Genomic DNA, 19,312 nt, shown 5'->3' with positions numbered 1-19,312 from the left:
AAAAAAGCTGATGCCGAAGTGCGTGGCCATTTTAGTTTAAGTGAGTCTGCAAAGCAAAATGTTTTGATACAAGCTAAACAAAATGGTATTGAAAGTATTTTGTTGGTTTCTACATGCAACCGAACAGAACTTTACGGTTTTGCTGAACATCCATATCAATTAATCCAATTACTATGTGATAACACAAAAGGGACGGTTGAGGAATTTCAAAAAGTAGCTTACGTTCACAAAAACAAAGAAGCTATTAATCATATCTTCCGCGTTGGTTCTGGATTAGATAGTCAGATTCTTGGTGATTTCGAAATAATAAGTCAACTTAAATCTGGCGCAAGAGCTTCAAAAAAAGAAGGCTTACTAAATTCATTTACTGAACGTTTATTGAATGCCGTAATACAAGCTAGTAAACGTATTAAAACAGAAACCGAAATATCTTCTGGCGCAACTTCAGTTTCATTTGCTTCTGTGCAGTATATTATGAATAATGTAGAGCGTATTTCTGAAAAAAATATTCTTCTATTCGGAACTGGTAAAATTGGACGCAACACCTGTGAAAACTTAGTAAAACACACAAAGAATTCGCACATAACATTAATAAACAGAACAAAAACTAAAGCCGAAGAAGTTGCAGGGAAGTTTAATCTCATTGTTAAAGATTACAACAATCTAGAAGAAGAGATTAACAGTTCTGATATTATTATTGTAGCCACTGGAGCTCAAAACCCAACAATTTATAAGTCTTTAATTTCAACCAAAAAACCTTTATTAGTTTTAGATTTGTCTATTCCTAAAAATGTTAATGAGGATATTAGAGAACATTCTAATATAACTTTAGTACATTTAGATGATTTGGCAAAAATTACAGATGATACTTTAGAAAATCGCAAAGCATTTATTCCAGATGCGGAAGCAATTATTTCTGATGTTATGTCTGAATTTAATGCCTGGTTAGATACACTTAAGTTTGTACCAACAATACAAGCCATTAAACATAAACTGACAGGTTTTAAAAATTCTGAATTCAATACGCAACGTAAAAAATTGAATAATTTCAATGAAGAACAGGCAGAATTGATTACCAATAATCTTATTCAGAAAATCACCAATCAGTTTGCACACCACCTTAGAGAAGACAGCAACACATCTGATGAGAGTATTCAGCTCATCAAAAAAATATTTCAGTTAGAAACCACCAATAATGTCTAAAATTATTCGCATTGGCACACGCGATAGCCAGCTCGCTATGTGGCAAGCAAAAACCGTACAATCTCAACTTGAGCATTTAGGTTATAAAACCGTTTTAGTACCTGTGAAATCTACTGGAGATTTAGTACTAGATAAACCTTTGTACGAATTAGGCATTACAGGCATTTTTACTAAAACTTTAGATATTGCAATGCTCAATGAAGATATTGATATTGCAGTACATTCTCTTAAAGATGTGCCAACAATTTTACCAAAAGGGATTGTACAGGCAGCTGTATTAAAACGTGGAAATGTTAATGACACTTTAGTCTATAAAGTTAACGAAGAATTTTTATCTGCTAGAGATGCTATTATAGCAACAGGAAGTTTAAGACGTCGTGCGCAATGGCTAAATCGTTACCCAACACATACTATTGTTGGGCTAAGAGGTAATGTAAATTCTAGACTTGAAAAGCTTGAAAATAATGAAGATTGGAATGCAGCAATTTTTGCTGGAGCTGGTTTGGGTCGTTTAGATCTAACACCAGAAAACTCGATTAATCTCCATTGGATGATTCCTGCTCCTGCTCAAGGAGCGATAATGATTACCGCTTTAGAATCTGACGAAGAGACTAGAGCTATTTGCGCAGAAATCAATGACGAAGTAACTGAAATTTGCACATCCATTGAGCGCGATTTTCTAAATCGTCTCGAAGGTGGTTGTACAGCACCAATTGGTGCTATCGCTTATATAAATAAGGAAGAAGAATTAAATTTTAAGGGCATCCTCTTAAGTAAAGATGGTACTAAAAAAATAGAAGTTACTAAAGTGGTTCCTCTCGAGAATCGCCATAATGTCGCTGAATTTTGTGCCGATTATATTATTGGTAAAGGAGGGAAAATATTAATAGATCAACTACAACGTGGTGATAAAATTACAAACATTTATTCTACTAAAAAGCTTACTGACGATCAGGTAATGTTATTTCATAATGACGTAGTTTCAGAAAGTAATGATGCTATAAAAATTAGCTTAAATAGACTTACAAAAAATGTCATTCGTAATGAAATTCAGAATGTTATCATTACAAGTAAAAATGCTGTTGAAGCATTATTGACAAATTTCTCGGTTTCAGAATTACAATTCAAAAACATCTACTGTGTTGGCAGACGCACCAAACGATTGGTAGAAAAACGCATAGGTAAAGTTACACATACAGAACCCAATGCTAAGAAACTTGCTGAATATTTAGTTGAATTTATCGATGGCACAGAAGTTACTTATTTCTGTAGTGATTTAAGGTTAGATGATTTACCAAACATCTTAACTGAAAACCATATTAAGGTTAACGAGGTAGAGGCTTATCAAACAAAGTTTGATGCAGATAAAGTTGAAAGCAATATAGATGGAGTGATGTTTTATAGTACTTCTACAGTTGAAAGTTTCTTAAAACAAAATAAAGCAAATGGTATTGCTTTTTGTATTGGTGAAACTACTACGAAAGTAGCTGCTCAGTATTTTGAAGATGTACGTATAGCAAAAGTACCAACGGTTGAAAGTGTTATTGAGCTAGTTAATGAACATTACGTTTAGTTCGTCATTACGAGGAACGCAGTGACGTGGTAATCTCACTATAAATTAAGCAGATTGCCACATCAAACGAAAAAAGCTTAATTCGCAATGACGGAAAATTTTAAAAATTTAAGTTTAATTAAAAAGATTCCCGTTTTCACGGGAAGTGAACATGATTAAAAACGATTTATTCTTAAGAGCATTAAAAGGTGAAACTGTAGAACGTCCACCAGTTTGGATGATGCGTCAAGCAGGACGTTATTTACCAGAGTTTATGGAAATCAAAGCTAAGTACGATTTCTTTACACGCTGCCAAACACCAGAATTAGCGAGTGAAATTACAGTGCAACCTATACGACGATATGGGATGGATGCTGCTATTCTGTTTTCAGATATTTTAGTGATTCCTCAGGCTATGAATATCGAGGTACAGATGAAACCTAACTTCGGACCATACCTTCCAAATCCTGTACGCAATCAAAAAGATGTTGATAATGTTATTGTTCCAGATGTAAAGGAAGCATTAAGCTACGTTTACGAAGCTATAAAAGCGACCAAAGAAAAGCTTAATGACGAAATTCCTTTAATTGGTTTTGCTGGTTCACCATGGACCATTCTGTGTTATTGTGTACAAGGGCAAGGCTCTAAAAACTTTGATAAAGCGAAGGAGTTTTGTTTTACAAACCCAATAGCTGCACATCAATTATTACAGAAAATTACAGATACCACAATTGCGTACTTAAAAGAGAAAGTGAAAGCTGGAGTTAATGCTGTTCAGGTTTTTGATTCTTGGGGAGGCATGCTTTCTCCTGTAGATTATCAAGAATTTTCTTGGCAATATATTCAACAAATTATTGATGCTTTAAAAGCTGAAACGCCTGTTATCGCTTTTGGAAAAGGTTGTTGGTTTGCACTTGGAGAGATGGCAAAATCTGGCGCTTCTGCTTTGGGTATAGATTGGACCTGTTCTGCCAGAAATGCACGTTATTTAACAGGTGGCAATATTACACTACAAGGTAATTTTGATCCAACACGTTTGTTTTCACCTCCATCTGAAATAAAAAGAATGGTGCATCAAATGATAAATGAATTCGGAAAAGATAAATACATAGTAAATTTAGGTCATGGTATTTTACCAAATATTCCGTTAGATAATGCGAAAGCATTTATTGATGCTGTTAAAGAATATAAAAGTCCATCTTAAACCTTCCCAAAGGGAAAAAACAGTTGTACAGAAAATGCACATTAAGTTTTTATACGTTTAGATGAAAAATGGTATTTTTAAATTTATAACATTCGTTTAATAAAAATACAGAACAAATTCCCTTTCCTTAAGAAAGGGTTAGGGGTTGGCTTATGATAAACAACGTATTAAAAGGCATAAAGGCATACACAGGAGCATTTGCTCTAATTTCAAAATTAAAACTTTGGAAATACTTCGCTATTCCTATATTAATAAGCATAGTTACTGCTGTCATTATAGGATTATCTGCTTATGGCTTATCTGATAATATAGGTCGTTTTATTACTAATATATGGCCTTGGGATTTTGGCAAAGACACCTTCACTTCTATTTCAACTTTTATTGGAGGTATCGTGGTTATTGCTATTGGTTTAATTCTATATAAGCATATTATAATGGCACTTTCTGCTCCGTTTATGAGCCCTGTTTCAGAAAAAATTGAAGCTCATTTAACAGGTGTTGAAAGGCACAATCATAGAAACACATCTTTTAAAGAACAATTGTGGAGAGGTATTAGAATAAATACGAGAAATTTAGGAAAAGAACTGTTAATTACACTTCCTATTTTATTGCTGAAGTTTATTCCTGTTGTTAATATATTTTCGACCGTTTTACTGTTTTTAGTTCAAGCTTATTATGCTGGTTTTGGTAATATGGATTATACATTAGAGCGTCATTTTAAATATCGAGAAAGTATCCATTTTGTTAGAAAACATAAAGGAATAGCCATAGGTAATGGTGTTGTTTTTATGCTCTTTCTATTAATTCCTGTTGTTGGTGTTATTCTTGTTTTACCAATGAGTGTAACGGCTTCATCTATAAATACAATAAATCTCTTAAAGGAAGATAACCTGATTCATAATAACAAAACACTAGTGTAATGGTCGCGCAATTTGATGATTTTGAAATCAATCCAATACATAGTGGAGACGCTTGGAAAATTTGTGATCTTATGGTAGCAAATGCAGATCGTCTTAAGCGCTATTTCCCTAAAACCTTAGAACAAAATTTAAACCCAACACTGTCTCAATTATTTGTTGAGAAAATGGTAAAACAGTTCGAAAATCGAGACGTGTTTTTATTTACGTTAAAACATTCTGAAACCAAAGAACTTGCAAGTCTAATTTATATAAAGGAACTCGATTGGGATAAAAATCAAGGTGAGTTCGCTTACTGCATTGGTTATACATTTGAAGGTCAAGGTTTAACCTCTAAGGCAATCAATGCATTGTCAAAGCATGCGTTTAGTAATTTAGGATTAGATACACTTCAAATAATTTCCCATAAAGACAATTTTCCAAGTGTAAAGGTGGCTTTAAATAATAACTTTAAGTGGCAAAAAACATTAGAAAACGAATTTACTCCACCAGATGAAGAACCGTTAGATATGGAGTTATATGAATTATATAAAAACTAAATCTTGAAAGACACATTCTTCAAATACATTCACGAGCTACAAGATACTATTACTTCTAAACTAGAAGCAGTAGATGGTAAAGCAACATTCCAAGAAGATATTTGGAAACGCACAGAAGGAGGTGGTGGAAGAACTCGGGTGATTGAAAATGGGGCTGTTTTTGAAAAAGGTGGAGTTAACATTTCTGGTGTGCACGGCAAACTCCCTGATAGTATGCAAAAGTACTTTGGTGTAGAAGACGCTAATTTTTTCGCCTGTGGATTGAGCTTAGTGTTACATCCCAAAAATCCAATGGTACCAACAGTACATGCTAATTGGCGCTATTTTGAAATGTATGACCAAGATGGTACTTTAGTAGATCAATGGTTTGGTGGTGGACAAGACCTAACTCCATATTATTTATTTGAAGAAGACGCTAAACACTTTCATCAAACTTGTAAAACAGCTTGCGACAAGCATAATTCAGAGTTTTACCCAAAATACAAAGCACGTTGCGATGAGTACTTTTGGAATTCACATAGAAACGAAGCACGAGGCGTAGGTGGTTTGTTTTTTGATTATTGCAAAGCTTCAAACGATATGACTATGCAGAACTGGTATGATTTTGTGACTGAAGTTGGAGATATTTTTCTAGAAGCTTATGTGCCAATTGTTGAAAAACGAAAAAATATAGATTACACTAAGGTACAACGCGATTGGCAAGAAATTCGCCGAGGACGTTATGTCGAATTTAATTTAGTGCATGATAAAGGCACTTTATTTGGCTTAAAAACCAATGGAAGAATAGAGAGTATACTCATGAGTTTACCACCACATGTGCAATGGGTTTATGATCATCACCCTGAATCTGGAAGTGAAGAAGAACAATTAATTAAAGTATTACAATCACCTAAAAACTGGATATAATTATGTTTCCAATTAGAAGAAATAGACGCTTAAGAACAAATGAAGCTATTAGAAGTTTAGTAAGAGAAACAATTATTTCTCCCAATGACTTTTTAGTTCCACTTTTTATAGTTGAAGGCAAAGGCATAAAAGAAGAAATTGCTTCGATGCCAAATTACTATCGCTTCAGTTTAGATTTGCTAAAAGACGAAGTAAAATTACTTTGGAGTTTAGGTTTAAAATCTGTTTTGCTATTTGTAAAAGTTGATGATGCCTTAAAAGATAATAAAGGCACTGAAGCACTAAACTCAAATGGATTAATGCAACGCGCAATTAAAACCGTAAAAGATGTTTGTCCAGGTATGCTAGTGATGACAGATGTGGCTTTAGACCCATTTTCGTCTTATGGCCATGATGGTATTGTTGAAGGTGGAAAAATAATAAACGACGCAACAGTTGAAATTTTAGCAAAAATGAGCATTTCTCATGCTGAGGCTGGAGCAAACTTTGTAGCACCAAGCGATATGATGGATGGTCGTGTTTTGGGAATAAGAGAAGCTTTAGATCAATCTAATTTAATAGATACTGGCATAATGAGCTATTCAGCGAAATATGCTTCTGCATTTTACGGCCCTTTTAGAGATGCGCTAGATTCTGCTCCTGTTGATATGGTTGATGTTCCAAAGAATAAAAAAACATACCAGATGGACTTCGCTAATAGGGATGAAGCCATAAGAGAAACAGAAATGGACATTAATGAAGGTGCTGATATAGTAATGGTAAAACCAGGTTTGGCTTATTTAGATATAGTAAGAGACATTAGAAATACATTCGATGTACCAATTGCTGTTTACCAAGTTTCAGGCGAATATGCAATGCTGAAAGCTGCTGCTGAAAAAGGGTGGTTAGACCATGATGCAGTAATACTAGAACAAATTACTTCTATTAAGCGCGCTGGTGCTGATATCATTGCAAGTTACTTTGCAAAAGATGTTGTGAAATTGATTTCGTAACTTAGCAATAACTAAACTTCCATACCATTAATGGGCTTACTCATTTTTTACGCTGTCATATCCATTTTTTTTTCGTTCTTGTGTTCCATTTTAGAAGCTGTTTTACTTAGTATTACACCAACATTTATCAATGTTAAAAAGAAAGAAGGTAAGGCTTATGCTATTGAGCTTGAGGAATTAAAAAAAGATGTAGATCGCCCTTTAATCGCCATACTTACACTAAATACCATCGCACATACTGTTGGTGCCATCTTAGTTGGTGTACAAGCAAAAGTGGCGTATTTAGAACTCTATGGAAGCACTAAACGTAGTGTTTTAGGTATAGAATTCACAGAGGATTTAATGGTTGGTGTTGTGTCAACCATTATGACTATTTTTATTTTAGTAGCTTCAGAAATTATCCCTAAAACAATTGGTGCCACATACTGGAAACAGCTAGCTAATTTTACCTCTAAAGCATTAAAATTTCTTATAATACCTTTAAAATACACAGGTGTTTTGTGGCTGTTACAGCTTACTACAAAGTTAATTGGAAGCAAAGGACATCATGGTAGTGTTTTAAGTCGCGAAGACTTTCATGTTATGGCAGACATGGCTCACGAAGAAGGTGTTTTTGAAGAAAATGAAAGCAAAATCATAAAAAACCTATTAACCTTTAAAGAGGTTTTTGCTAAAGATGTTATGACTCCAAGAACAGTCATGAAAGCTGAAGATGAAAATACAACTGTTGAAGATTTTTTCAAAGAAAATATGAATCTTCGTTTTTCTAGAATTCCTATTTTTTCAGACAATCAGGATAATATAAAAGGCTTGGTATTAAAAGGTGAAGTTTTTAAAGAAATGGCTTTAGATAACGGTTCTAAAAAACTATCAGATCTTAAAAGAGATATCATTGTCGTAGAACGTAATTTACCAATTCCAAAATTATTTGAACAATTAGTTGAAAGCCGAAATCACATGGCTTTGGTTGTTGATGAATACGGTTCTGTAAGTGGCTTAGTGACTATGGAAGATGTTATTGAAACCCTACTCGGTCTTGAGATTATGGACGAAAGTGATAATGTCTCGGATCTTCAACATATGGCAAGAAAAAGTTGGGAAGCTAGAGCCATAAAGTTAGGGATTCTAAGCGATAAATCTTCAGAAGAAAACGAATAGTATTGGAAACTTGTATCATCAATTCACCTCTAGGTTTAACTAAAATTATTGGTGATAAAGATGGTGTCACCCAAGTAACAATAATAAATTCACAAGAAAAAATAACTGATATTATTCCTTCAGAACTTAAGAATTGTGCGATACAACTTCAAGAATATTTTGATGGCTCACGTAAACATTTCGACTTAAAATTAAACCCACAAGGCACGGATTTTCAAAAAACTATTTGGAAATTACTTGAAGAAATTCCTTTTGGAAAAACCTTATCTTATCTTCAGTTGTCTAAACAATTAGGAGATGTAAAAGCGATTAGAGCTGTTGCTAATGCTAACGGTAAAAATCCTTTATGGATTATAGTACCTTGCCATCGCGTCATTGGAAGTGATGGAAGTTTAACAGGGTACGCTGGTGGATTGTATAGAAAACAGTGGTTGATTAATCACGAAAATGAATACAAACAACAATCTTTATTTTAATGTGTAAATTCACTATTTAATTTTTAAACCAGTTCTTTAAAATATCGATCAATTATAAATATAGGTTTAATTAGTCTCCACTATACCGAAGATCTACTGATAAAATTAATTAAAGCCAGTGATAACTTACATTATGTAAAAATTAGACTAAAACTCAATTGGAAAAATCGCAATTATGTTGGTTCTATTATTGATGGCAGTATGTTAGCTGCCACAGACCCTATTTACATGATACAAGTCATTCAAATTCTTGAAAAGGAAGTGTGGTTTGGGACAAATCTATTGAAGCGCGTTATAAAAAACCTGCAAAAAGTTCAATCAACGGAGAATTCATTTTTTCTAAAGATGAAATAGCTGGTATAAAACAATTAGTGATAGAAAAGAACGAAGCAGAAATTATTAAAACTATAAATTTGATTGATGAGAAACAAAATATAATTGCTACTTTTAATAAAACACTTTATATCGCTGATAAGTGTTTTATTAAAAAAATTAAAAAGCATAAAGTTAAGAGTTATGATAAGTAAACTCAACCTAGAACACATCCTATTTCTAGATATAGAAACGGTTCCTGAAATCGAAAATTTCTCAGATTTAGACTCAACCAAACAAGAGCTTTGGGAAGCTAAATCGCGTTACCAACGCAAAGAAGAATTCTCTGCAGAAGAATTTTATTATAGAGCTGGTATTTGGGCAGAATTTGGAAAAATAATTTGCATTTCTGTTGGGTATTTTAAGATTGAAGGTGATGTAAGAACTTTTAGAGTGACTTCATTTTATGGAGATGAGATTACGATTCTTAAAGACTTTAAAAATCTACTGATTTCACATTTTAGTAGTAATAAACATTTGCTTTGTGCGCATAATGGAAAGGAATTCGATTTTCCATATATCGCAAGACGAATGATTATTCAAAATATTGAATTGCCATACAAGCTGAATCTCTTCGGTAAAAAACCATGGGAAGTACCTCATCTTGATACTTTAGAGTTGTGGAAATTTGGTGACTATAAAACCTATACCTCTTTAAAATTATTAACTAATGTTTTAGGTATTCCATCTCCAAAAGATGATATAGATGGTAGCGAAGTTTATCGTGTCTATTATAAAGAACAAGAAATAGATCGAATTATCACTTATTGCGAGAAAGACACTATTGCTGTCGCTCAAATCTTTTTAAGACTAAGAGGAGACCAATTGCTCCATGATAATGAAATAAAGCATATATAAAAAAACCCAGAAGCATTGCTTCTGGGTTTTTTTAAGGGTTAATTATTCTATTAGTTCTTAATAAACTTTTTTGTAATGATTTCGTCACCATCATTTACTTTTATGAAGTAAATACCAGCATCGAGTTTAGAAACGTTAATTCTTCCTTCGGAAGTACCAGTAGAAACTGTTTTTCCAAGAATATCAACTATTCTATATTTAAAAACTTCTAAGCTAGATATTTCAACATTTAATATGTTTCCTTTTACTGGGTTAGGATACAATTTGATGTCTAACTCTGTAATTTCTGGTGAATCTCCATAACCGACAATTTCTAATACCTCACCTTTACCTCTTGACCCACTAGAAACACCTGTTATGGTAACTTGATCTATAAATATTTGATCTTGGTTTCCTGACGCGTCATTTTGGAATCTGAATCCAGAATTCACTGCAAAATTGTACTGAGAAGGTGTTATGGTAACCGTTGCATTATAGAACGTATTGTTTTCAATATCTACACCTCTTGTCCAAGCTTGTACAGTATTCCATGTAGATCCGTCAAAGAATCGTAACCAGAAATCTTCCCCGTTTTCCATGCTAAATACATAAAAGTAGAAGTCCACTTCAATTTCAGTAAATGATGTAACATTAATATTTGATAAAGTCATGGCTGATGCCTCACCAGAATTATCTCTAAGTCTTATAGAGAAATTACCTTCATAAGAATTTGCAGAATTAACTCTAGCCATATCAGATCCACCATCTATCCATCCATCTAATCCATTTTCAAAATAACCTTCATTTAATACAACGTTAGATATACTACAAGGCGTACAAGAAGAACCTCCACAATCTACTCCGGTTTCATCTCCATTTTGAATGCCATCTGTACATGTAGGTGCTACAGGTTCTAATAATTTAACATCATCAATAGCAATATCTGCTTGCCATGTGCTGCCCACGAAACGATTAAATCGCAATTGAATATTACCACCAGCATAAGTTGATAAATCTAAATCTACTGTTAACCACTGATTACCTTGGTTTCCTGTTTGACTCCATAGGCTTGTCCAATTAGCACCATCATCATCAGAAACTTCAACAGCAATTGATCCCATATCTGCTGCTCCTAACATGTGGTACTTAAAACTAAATATTGGACTCGTTAATGCTCCTAAATCAAAACAAGGAGATGTTATAATAGCTCTTTTATCCGGATAACCTGTTCCATTACCTGAAGCTTCAACAAATATATAATCTGATCCTTGTATAGCAGCTGATGGTCCAGTTCCTGATGAAGGTGTTCCTCCTGTATCAACTAACCAATTTAAATCATCTGCAGTAGATTGTGACCATGCTCCAATCGAGCCTTCAAAGCTTTCAGAATAAGGGAAGGTAGAAACACCACCAGAGCATCCTGTTGAAGATTCTGTAACATTTACTGTTCTTACAACTTCTGTAGCCGCATTTCCGGCATTATCACTTACATTATAATTTACAGAGTATATTCCTGCAGCTGCAGTATTCACTGTGCCTGTTACAACTATACTTCCTGTAAGGTTTCCATCAACATTATCTGTAGCTGTTGCTCCTTGTTCAGTGTAAGAATCACCAACCGTTAGATTAATTGTTGATGCTCCTATTAAATTAATTATAGGTGCTGTTGTATCTGCTGCAACATTTATGGTTCTAGTAACTGTATTGGCAGAATTTCCTGCTGCATCATTAACATTATAGTTTACAAAATATGTTCCTGCCGATGCCGAATTAACCGTTCCAGTTATAATAATATTCGCACTTATATCACCATCAAAATTATCAATAGCTGTAGCTCCTTGCTCTACATAAGCATCACCAATATTTAGATTTATAGATGAAGAACCTATTAAAGTTATTACAGGTATTGTTGCGTCTTGATTTACATTTACAGTTCTTGTAACTTCAACAGCATTATTACCTGCATTATCACTTACATTAAATGTAATTTCGTAAGATCCAACTAGATTGGTATTTACTGTATCTCCTCCAACAACTATGCTCGATGTTAAATCACCATCGATATTATCAGATGCAGTTGCACCTTGGTCTATATAAGAATCCCCTTGTTCTAAATTAATCGTCGAAGCTCCAATCAATGATATTATTGGTGCCGTTGTATCTGCTGTAACAGTAACGGTTCTAATAACTTCTATTGCTGCATTACCAGCTATATCGCTAACGTTATAGCTTACTAGATATATTCCAGTTGCTGAAGTATTTACTGTATCTCCACCAACAACTATATTTCCTGTAATATCTCCATCAATATTATCTGTTGCTGTAGCTCCTAACTCAGAATATGTGTCACCTACAATTAAATCAACTGATGAAGCGCCATTTAAAGTAATCTCTGGTGCCTCAGTATCTGGTCCATTACCTTCAATAATAATTGTGTAATCTTCTACTTCTCCATATTGGAATGTTTCACAAGCTGTTGGTAAAGCATTATACTTCATAGAAACTCGCATTCTTGTTGAATTTTCTACTGCACCCGAAGGAACGGTAAAACTTCCACTTACTGACGTTGCTTGTGTATTTCCTTGAGAAAAAACTTCTTCTCCTGCGTCAGAGAAATCACCATCTCTATTATAATCTATCCAAACACCGTAGGCTTCGTTATATACTGTTCCTGTCCATGTAGGAGTAACAGTAATTGTATATTGTGAATCTTTGGTTAGTACTGTCGAAATACTTGTGAAATCTGAATAAAATTGTGGTCCCGAAGTATTATCAATTGTATTCAACTGAACTCTGCTAATATATTCATCATTAGTATTAGTACTTGCTGAGTTACAATAGTTTAGTTGCACATCTGTAGTTGTAAAGTTTACAGAACTGCTATATGCTGAATTAGCACCAGCTGAACATTTACTTCTTACCTGAGCTTCATATTGTGTTAAAGCAGACAGACCACTTAATCCAGTAGAAATTCCAGTAACTGCATTTGTTATCCATGTAGAAGTTCCTGTTTCTCTATATCTTAAATCGTATGTTGCTCCGGGTACTGCGCCCCAACTCAAAGTTGCAGATGTAGTAGCTACATTTGAAGCAACTAATCCTGTTGGCACATCAGCATTGCAAACTACTTGGCCTGCAATTGTGAAATTAGTATTAGAAATATCGAAGAAAATATTGTTAGAGCCTTTAACCATAATTCTATTCTGATTGCCTTCATTATTTGGCACTACAATATCCTGAGAACCATCATTTGTTACGCCAGAAGCTAAAGAAACCGTATATGTATCACCACCATCGGTTGATAAGAAAATATCAACGTTGGCTGCGTTTACACCATTTCCAGTTGTACCAGCTACATCCCAAGTTACTGCTTGAGTTGTACCTGCGTTCCAAGTTACATTTGTATTAGGTGAATTAAGGACAAAAGGTCCTGCGGTTCCATTCACAGTAACAACCATATCATCACTATTATTATTACCTCCTCCTGCAAAATTATCTCTAACAGTTAATCTAAAGTTTAGAGTTCTTCCTACATTAGGAACTGCTTCCCATTGCCAAGATGTTGCACCAGTTTTAATGGTTTCTAGTCTAGGGAAATAACGAATGGTAGATGTCGTTGGTATATAAGCTCTAAAAGCAATACCTGTTGTCGCAGTTGTGCTTGGATACGTTGAGGATGCATTGTTTTCATCCATCTGTTCCCAATTATAAGTTAATGCACCAATTGGCGCGTCGGCATCTGTTGCTGAACCATCTAAAACAAAGGCCGTTCCATTTGGTATTGTATAGTTAGAGCCTGCATCCACAACTGGGACAGCATTTCCAGTATTTGTGTTTGTTTGGCAAGTAGTGCTCTTGGCATAATCTGATATTTGTTGAATAGAAATTGCATGAAAATGTGGATCAACATTTGACTGAACATCGGTTGCTCCTGTAATACCTGCATAACTCATTATTGTAGATCCACTACCAGGTTCTACTTGGGCAATACCAGATCCCTCACTACTATGAGTAAAGGTATGTCGTCCTCCAAACTGATGTCCAAACTCATGAGACACATAATCTACATCAAAGAAATCTCCTTCAGGGATTGTATGCGATGTCCATCCGCTACCTTTTTGTCCATTAACACAAACGCATCCTATACAACCTGCATTTCCATTATTTTGCAAGTTGGCAAATAAGTGACCTACATCGTAATTTGCTTCACCTATAACATTTGTTAATGTTGATTGAAGCTCACTGTTATAACCTCCAGTTGTGTTTCCATAAGGATCATTTCCAGAGTTTGTATAGATGACATCATCTGTATTGCTAATCAATACCATTGTAACATTAAAATCAGTTTCAAAAATTCCATTAACTCTTGTCATTGTCGCATTAATGGCGGCTAATGCTAAAGCTTTAGTACCTCCATGAAATTGTGAATATTCACCAGTTGCTGAAACAGCCAAGCGATACGTTCTTAGTACAGAATCATCTGCGTTTCTATAAGCTGCATTTGCATTAAGTGTTTGATTGATTTGCTCGGTTACATTACATTCAAAATCATCACCAGTATTAACACGATCTTTTCTGCTAAATACAACATAACTGTTTGAGCCTTGATTTACGGGTTCAATAAATGTATTGTTCCCATTTGCAGAAAGCATCATTCCGTTTAATCCTTCTGGTGATAGACTGAATCTTAAGGTAGAAGAAGCATTATCAACTCCTTGTCCAACATAAGATCGAATTTCCGGAAAACGTGCTTGTAAATCAGGATCCATTACAGATGCTTCTTTAATAGAAAAACGTTTTAACTTTCCTTCAGAATTTGGAAACGCTAAAATAGTATTTGATGGTGCTGAAAAATCATTTCGTTGTGCAACACCTATAAGTACTTGCCTTAAAGCGTCTGTATTCAGGCTAAAAGATTGGAATTTTTGAAGTGATTGATGATTTTCTTTTAAAACAGTATTGACACTTGCGTTTTGCTTTTGCCATAATACTTTACTTTGAGACCACGCAAAAGTGGATGCCATCGTTACGATGAGCAACAATAATTTAATTTTCATAATGTTGAGGGTTTGGTTATTTAATAGCATTCTTTTTTGAAGTTAGGTTATTTTTTAGTAAAAATCGATTAGTGTTGATATTTAAGCCATAAATATTAAAAATGTGTGGAAAAACCGTAACAAAAAGTAGGAATATATTTACTTATGTCTTAAAAATAAAAAAGCTCAGAAAATTTTCTGAGCTTTTTTATTTTATGTAAATATAGAATTTATCTAATGATTAATTTCTTAGTCATGCTATTTAAACTATTTGAAAGCTTTACTAAATAAATACCCGAAGTATATTGAGATGTGTTTATAGTATGAACGTTATTATTTGAATCTAATGCTTTATTCAATATTTCTCTTCCTTGAATATCATAAAGCGTTAATTTTGTGTCTTCACTTAATTGTCCTTTTACAACTATTTGCTCTAGATTTGAATCTGAATATACTTGAATATTATAAAGGTCTGAATCTATAACCGATAAGGTATTTTGTGCGAACCTTAAATAAAAACGTCCCGTGTCAGATAAATCTGTATCTGCAGTAAAGCTATAATCAGAAGTGTTTAAAAGCGTAAAGGTATTTGTGAGCGCATCTTCTAAATACACACTATACTCTGAAATAGGCTCAACCATACTAATAGTAATTTGTTCGCCCTGAGCAACGTTTACACCTAAAGGAATAACGGGATCGTTATCTATATCATCAAATCCTATAGATTGTATTGCCATATCTAAACCTTGACTATTTTCAGTAAGCTCTGAATAAATTGCAAAATCAGAAGGCGCACCTCCAAAGTGTTCAGCATCATATCCTAAATCCAAACCTAAGGTGGCATTATTAGTTAAGTAAAACTCTGTACCATAAGTTTGTGTCCCTGAGGAGATTTGAACAATAGAGTGAACGACTGAATTCGATGTTCTACCAACAATAAAATCATCTGAAGATCCTAAGGCTCTCATCGATGGTGTAAACGATATATTAGATCCGCCATCTTTAGATGAGACAAAAAATCCTTGTCCTGGTGCAATTAAAGTATTAGGGTTAGCATCTGAGTATGCCAAATTCCAAATAGCCCATACGCTTCCGTTAGCATTATCGGCATCGTAACCATAGACTGCAACACTTTGAGTGTCTAATTCAGCAATATTTGCTGTTAAAAAATCTGCTAATTTTATATATGATGTATAAGGGTTTCCTATTAAATTCCACTTTGCATTTCCACTACCTACTTTAAGAATAGGTACATTTAATGCAGATGTTGTTACTGCACCCGAGAACATAAATGTTTGGTTGTCTGTAGATGCTGCTCTATAACCTTTTGCCACATCAAGATTTGCAGACTCTACATTAGAATAAAGCTGAAAGTCGTTAGTTGGCTTTTCAAATGGACCGAAAAGGTAAAGCGTCTGTCCAGTATTAGAAAGTATATTAGAGTTATTAGAAATAAAGTCGGTAAAAGACTGACCACTAACTGGTGGTGACACTAAATCATTTCCGTTTACATTAGAATTAACATGGCGATTATATTTTACATCTCCAGTAACTGTTCCTCCTACTAGTAAACTAGAATACTCAATAGAGTCTGAATTTAGTACAAATTCACCATTATTTATAACATTACCTCCAGTTGAAATAGATTTTCCCTTATTAACGTTTATGGTTGCAGCAGAATCAACAGTTAAATTGTTAATACTAATATCTGAATTTACAGTATATATCCCATCTTCAACAAAAACGTCCTTTGAAGATGTTAAATTAGTTGGAGCGTTTGGTGTCCAAACATTACTGCTATATACAAGACCATCAAATAAGTTAATAGTATAGTCTTCAACTTCACCATAATCATAAGATCCACATCCGTCTGCATTTGGTTGGGTATTATAACGCATTGAAACTCTCATTCTAGTATTACCTGTTGTTACAGTTGCAGGTATATTAAATGTTGCACTTACAGAAATGTTTGAAGTAGGAGATTGATTCATTACACGCTCTGCACTTGTAAATGTACCATCTCCGTTATAATCTATCCAAACTCCATAACCTTCAGAATAGGTAGTACCTGTCCAGGTAGGTGTAACAGTTATTGTATAATTTTCACCGACAATTAGAGTAGTAGAAATATTTGTGAAATCTGAATACGATTGTCCTCCTGTACTATTATCAATAGAGTTTAATTGTATTCTAGAAATAAATTCATCTGCAACACTATTACCTTGAGATGCACAATAAGTAACTGAAGCAGTGGTAAAACTAAAACTAGTTGAATAAGCAGACGTAACCGCACCACATAATGATCGTACTTCAAATTCATAATTTGTAGCTATAGTTAAGCCTGTTATGTCATAAGAATTAGTTGTTAGTCCTAAAACATCATTCCAAGGTGTTGTACCAACTTCTCTATACCTTAAATTAAATATTGAACCTGTAGAGGTCCAACCTAATGACGCTGAATCTGTATCAATAGCTGATGCACTTAAACTACTAGGCACTGAAGGCGTAATTGGTGTAAGTAATACATCAGATAAGGTAACTATATTACCGTCACTAATAGATTGACTAGATATAGTTGCTGATTGATAGCATGGAGCTTCAAACAATAAACTATATGTACCTCCTTTAATTGGCCGATAGTAATCTCCATCTGTATCTGTATTTACTTCAGAACCATAAGCATCATGTGCAACTACAGTAACTTTTACATCTTCTATTGGATTATTTGTGTTAGCATCTAATACAACACCTCTAAAACCATAAGTTCCTTGTGTTAAAAAATCTAATAAAGCATCCCTGTTATAATACCAATAATCAACTAATGAACTTTCTGGTAAAATTTTAACATCTGAAAGTTCTATTGTAATTTCTCTACATTGTTGATAAAAATTCATGTAATCTTGGCGGCCACCATATACTCTATACCATTCTGCTCCATGAGTTACACCTGGACTTTCTATGAAATTATTAGGGTAAAGACCTCCAGGATTGTCCCAGTCATCATCATCAGTCATATATGAAGACTTATTACTATATGAAGGTGTTGAGCTTGGTCCAGAATTTGCATCTGTTTGCGCATTAGTAGCATATTCTACACCAATGTACTCAAACCAATCACCATCTGAGTGCTCATATTCATTCACACGAGCATTATCAAAAGGATAATTAACTAATTCTGTACCTCCATGAAAGTTGGCTGCTATTACAAAGTTATTTGCATCTGCTAAAGCCATAAATGCTAAAGTTTCTGTTTGATAAACTTCGCCATCATAATGTGCTCCTGCTACATTATCTGGATAGTTTCTATTTAAATCTATACCGTTTGCATTTGCTCTTGTGGCATTTACTACTGACACATTACTTGGACTATTATTGTATGTTCCATCTGGATTAGCACTAGGATTAATCCAAATCTCAGCATTTTCAACTAAATTTTTAATTCTAGCATGGTCTGCATGACCTGTATTACTGTAAACCGTTAAAATGTAATCAATTAATGATAACATCATTGGGTAACCCGCAATCTCATCTCCGTGCATAGAAGACGTCAACATTAGTTTAGGTTCTTGTTCGTCAGTAGAAACATTATCAGAAATCTTAACGAATAATAATTCTTTATCTCCCTGGCTGGTTGCTCCTATACTTACTTTTTCAACTAGAGCAGGATAATCATTTTCAAAATCTTGCATTTGTTGTGCATATTCGGCATAAGTAGGATAACTACCTACCGGAAAAGTCAATGTCGCAGCACTAATTCTATTAGCAACAGTACTTGATCTACTAGCTAGAGGTCGGACATCATATATTAATACCTCCTCGACTTCATTCTCACTTTTAGGAACTTGGTAAGCAATATTTTTAGTTTCAAAATTTCTAAACTGAGACGTATTGGCCCATGCCTTTACTATTTTAGTACTTGCGTCATAGTTTATTATAGACATATTTTTAGTAAGCTTTTCTATGTCCATGTTATTAGGAGCCTGAAACGTAAAGGTTATTTCGCCTTTAGCTTGAAGATATTTTTCAGCTTTTTCTTTTTCTGAGTTCTGTGCATTTACGCTACACAAAAACATGAGGATAGCGGTTAAAGTTAAAGTAATTTTTTTCATCAGTTTGGGGT

General features: G+C 34.1%; 13 protein-coding genes. 11 read left to right on the top strand and 2 right to left on the bottom strand.

Going from position 1 to position 19,312, the window contains the following annotated elements:
* The 11 genes from hemA to AAC053_RS06260 all read left to right on the top strand — a co-directional run.
* Positions 1-1,203: glutamyl-tRNA reductase (gene hemA, locus AAC053_RS06310; protein ID WP_339754216.1), on the top strand; the 1,203-nt coding region annotated here is incomplete at its 5' end.
* The gene (gene hemC / locus AAC053_RS06305; RefSeq protein ID WP_339754214.1) at positions 1,196-2,776 is read left to right on the top strand and encodes a hydroxymethylbilane synthase; all 1,581 of its coding nucleotides are present in this window, start codon (positions 1,196-1,198) and stop codon (positions 2,774-2,776) included. The genes hemA and hemC, both read left to right, overlap by 8 nt.
* Positions 2,777-2,927: 151 nt before the next feature.
* Positions 2,928-3,959 (top strand): uroporphyrinogen decarboxylase, encoded by a 1,032-nt coding sequence (hemE, locus tag AAC053_RS06300; RefSeq protein ID WP_339754211.1) that lies wholly within the window; start codon positions 2,928-2,930, stop codon positions 3,957-3,959.
* A 152-nt stretch (positions 3,960-4,111) separates the two neighbouring features.
* Positions 4,112-4,879: an EI24 domain-containing protein gene (locus AAC053_RS06295; RefSeq protein ID WP_339754209.1), complete on the top strand. Its 768-nt coding sequence runs from the start codon at positions 4,112-4,114 to the stop codon at positions 4,877-4,879.
* The gene (locus tag AAC053_RS06290; protein ID WP_339754206.1) at positions 4,879-5,415 is read left to right on the top strand and encodes a GNAT family protein; all 537 of its coding nucleotides are present in this window, start codon (positions 4,879-4,881) and stop codon (positions 5,413-5,415) included. Before AAC053_RS06295 ends, AAC053_RS06290 begins: the two co-directional genes overlap by 1 nt.
* A 3-nt stretch (positions 5,416-5,418) precedes the next feature.
* Positions 5,419-6,321, top strand: coding sequence for an oxygen-dependent coproporphyrinogen oxidase (gene hemF / locus AAC053_RS06285; protein WP_339754203.1), 903 nt, complete (start codon positions 5,419-5,421; stop codon positions 6,319-6,321).
* Between the two features lie 2 nt (positions 6,322-6,323).
* Positions 6,324-7,313, top strand: coding sequence for a porphobilinogen synthase (hemB, locus tag AAC053_RS06280; RefSeq protein ID WP_339754200.1), 990 nt, complete (start codon positions 6,324-6,326; stop codon positions 7,311-7,313).
* Positions 7,314-7,343: 30 nt separating this feature from the next.
* Complete coding sequence (locus tag AAC053_RS06275; RefSeq protein WP_339754197.1) at positions 7,344-8,471, top strand: hemolysin family protein; 1,128 nt, start codon at positions 7,344-7,346, stop codon at positions 8,469-8,471.
* A 2-nt stretch (positions 8,472-8,473) separates the two neighbouring features.
* Positions 8,474-8,947, top strand: a complete 474-nt coding sequence (locus AAC053_RS06270; RefSeq protein ID WP_339754194.1) for a methylated-DNA--[protein]-cysteine S-methyltransferase — start codon at positions 8,474-8,476, stop codon at positions 8,945-8,947.
* Between the two features lie 263 nt (positions 8,948-9,210).
* Positions 9,211-9,474 (top strand): hypothetical protein, encoded by a 264-nt coding sequence (locus tag AAC053_RS06265; RefSeq protein ID WP_339754191.1) that lies wholly within the window; start codon positions 9,211-9,213, stop codon positions 9,472-9,474.
* Positions 9,464-10,177, top strand: coding sequence for a 3'-5' exonuclease (locus tag AAC053_RS06260; RefSeq protein WP_339754189.1), 714 nt, complete (start codon positions 9,464-9,466; stop codon positions 10,175-10,177). The genes AAC053_RS06265 and AAC053_RS06260 overlap by 11 nt, the downstream gene beginning before the upstream one ends.
* A 50-nt stretch (positions 10,178-10,227) precedes the next feature.
* Here the strand turns inward: AAC053_RS06260 and AAC053_RS06255 are convergent, their stop codons facing one another.
* Entirely contained in the window at positions 10,228-15,213 is a 4,986-nt protein-coding gene (locus AAC053_RS06255; RefSeq protein WP_339754185.1) for an immunoglobulin-like domain-containing protein, read from the bottom strand.
* A gap of 209 nt (positions 15,214-15,422) precedes the next feature.
* Positions 15,423-19,301, bottom strand: coding sequence for a M14 family zinc carboxypeptidase (locus AAC053_RS06250; protein ID WP_339754182.1), 3,879 nt, complete (start codon positions 19,299-19,301; stop codon positions 15,423-15,425).
* Positions 19,302-19,312: the final 11 nt, after the last annotated feature.

This window comes from uncultured Winogradskyella sp., from assembly GCF_963975125.1.
GTDB lineage: Bacteria > Bacteroidota > Bacteroidia > Flavobacteriales > Flavobacteriaceae > Winogradskyella.
Note: the sequence above shows the minus strand (reverse complement) of the source record. Positions and strands in the feature narration are given on the sequence as shown.